Source organism: Nitratireductor sp. GZWM139 (genome assembly GCF_030068685.1).
In the GTDB taxonomy this organism is placed as follows: domain Bacteria; phylum Pseudomonadota; class Alphaproteobacteria; order Rhizobiales; family Rhizobiaceae; genus Nitratireductor; species Nitratireductor aquimarinus.
Genome location: NZ_JAMQML010000046.1, coordinates 1 through 2,210 on the forward strand (window position 1 = coordinate 1; position 2,210 = coordinate 2,210).

Annotated in this window: 3 protein-coding genes; all 3 read right to left on the minus strand. The window is 63.8% G+C overall.

All coding sequences use genetic code 11. The features are described from left to right. Positions 1 to 16: 16 nt before the first annotated feature. Positions 17 to 1,531 carry an IS66 family transposase gene (gene tnpC / locus NDI72_RS21785; RefSeq protein WP_283801779.1) on the minus strand — a complete coding sequence of 505 codons (1,515 nt, stop codon included), beginning with the start codon at positions 1,529 to 1,531 and terminating at the stop codon, positions 17 to 19. Between the two features lie 54 nt (positions 1,532 to 1,585). Then, positions 1,586 to 1,939: an IS66 family insertion sequence element accessory protein TnpB gene (tnpB, locus tag NDI72_RS21790; protein ID WP_206996256.1), complete on the minus strand. Its 354-nt coding sequence runs from the start codon at positions 1,937 to 1,939 to the stop codon at positions 1,586 to 1,588. Then, on the minus strand, positions 1,936 to 2,210 hold a 275-nt coding region (locus NDI72_RS21795), incomplete at its 5' end, for a transposase (RefSeq protein WP_283801780.1). The genes NDI72_RS21795 and tnpB, both read right to left, overlap by 4 nt.

The following is a 2,210-nucleotide window of genomic DNA, read 5'->3' on the forward strand; positions in this document are numbered from 1 at the left end:
GTAAGCGGTGCGCCGGTCACACTGCCTGGTCGTAGTTCCATGGCAGGAGTTCACCGATCCGGGATTGTTTGTGGCCATTAACGATAGCGGTGAGCGTGTTCGACATCCAGGCGTGGGGATCGATGGCGTTGAGTTTGCAGGTTTCGATCAGCGTCGCCAGCATCGCCCAGTTCTGCGCCCCGGCGTCGTGGCCTGCGAAGAGGGCGTTCTTTCGGTTGAGCGCGATGGGGCGGATGGTTCGTTCGACGGCATTGTTATCGATCTCGATACGGCCGTCGGTCAGGAACAGGGTCAGGCCGTCCCAGTATTTGGCGATGTATTTGAGGGCCTCTCCGAGGGGGGATTTGGCGGATACGCGGGCGCGGTGGGTTGTGAGCCAGGTCTCGAAGTCGTCGATAATCGGCTTTGACCGTTCCTGCCGGGCGGCCAGGCGGGCCTCGGGGTTTTGGCCGCGGCTCTCCTTCTCGATCCGGTATAGGTTGGCGATCTGTTTTAGCCCCTCATCGGCGATGGGCGTGGTGCCGGTCTGGGCGACTTCGTGTAGTTTGCGCCTGGCATGGGCCCAACAGTAGGCCAGTTCGACATCCTGGGCGGGTCGTTTGAGCAGCCGGTTGTAGCCCGCATAGCCGTCGACCTGCAGGGCGCCGGAGAAGCCGTCGAGGATATCCTCGGCATATTGGCCGGACCGGCCCGGCGCGTAGGTGAAGGCGACGCCGGGCGGATCGTCCCCGCCCCAGGGGCGATCGTCGCGAGCGAGAGCCCAGAAGTAGCCGGTCTTGGTCTTCCGTCGTCCGGGATCAAGGACCGGGGCCGTGGTCTCGTCCATGAACAGCTTGCTCGACCGTTTCAGGTTGGCGAGCAGTGCCTCATAGACCGGGGTTAGTTCGAAGGCTGCTCGACCGACCCAGGCGGCCAGTGTCGAGCGGTCGAGATCGATGCCCTGGCGGCTGTAGATTTGCGCTTGGCGATAGAGCGGCAAATGGTCGGCGTATTTGCTGACGATCACATGGGCCACGGTGGCCTCGGTCGGCATGCCGCCGGGGATCAGATGTGCCGGTGCCGGGGTCTGAACGATGCCGCCCTCGCAGGACCGGCAGGCATATTTGGGGCGTCGGGTGACGATTACCCGGAACTGTGCGGGCACGATATCCAGCCGCTCGCTTTCATCTTCGCCGATCACGTGGCGCTCGCAGCCGCAATCGCACAACGTGCTTTCAGGTTCGATGACCTCCTCGATGCGCGGCAGGTGCCTGGGCAACGAACCCCGGTTGGCCTTGCGGGGCGTCGCGGTTTGCGTCGGCGTGACCAGCGGATTGGCCTCGCCCTCGGCCTCGACCTGGGCAATCGCCGTTTCGATATCCTCCAGCGCCAGCTCGAACTGGTCGGGGTCGATCTTCTCGGACTTGCGCCCGAACATAGCCTGTTTGAAGGCCGCGACTAGGGCTTCCAGGCGCGCATTCTGCTCCTGTTGGGCCAGGATGATGGCTTTCAGGGCATCGATGTCATCGGGAAGATTTGCCACCGCGTTCATGCCCAGGGTCTATCAAGTTCGGTCTTCGACTGCCCGCTTAAACGCCCCAGTGATTCACTCTGTCGCAGTCGGCGGACGCGCCGCCAGCGCCTTCACTTTCCGCCAATCCAGCCCGGCAAACAGCGCCTCGAACTGGGCGTGGTTCAGCGACATGAGCCCATCCCGGATCGTCGGCCAGGTGAAGGTCGTCTCCTCCAGCCGCTTGTACGCCATCACCAGCCCGGTGCCGTCCCAATAGAGCAGCTTCAGCCGGTCAGCCCGCTTGGCGCGGAACACAAACACCGTGCCGGTGAACGGCTCCTTCCTGAGTTCGTTCTTCACCAGCGCTGCCAGCCCGTCATGGCCTTTGCGGAAGTCCACCGGCTTTGTCGCCACCACGATCCGCACCCGGTTCGACGGGAAGATCATGCCCCATGTGCCCCAGTCAGCGCCCGGACAATCTCCGCAATCCGCGTCGCCGGGGTCGCCCCGTCCAGCCGGATCACCACATCGCAGCAGACGATCTCAAGCGTTGCGTCCTCCGCCGCCACCGTACGGTCGGTTAACCCTTCGATAACCATTGGCGCGAACGCAGGCTCAGCCTCCGGCAATGCCGGCAAAACCAGCTTCCCCTCCCGCGCCTGCCGCCGCCATTCCGACAGATCATTGGGCCGCAGATCATATCGCGCCGCAACATCCC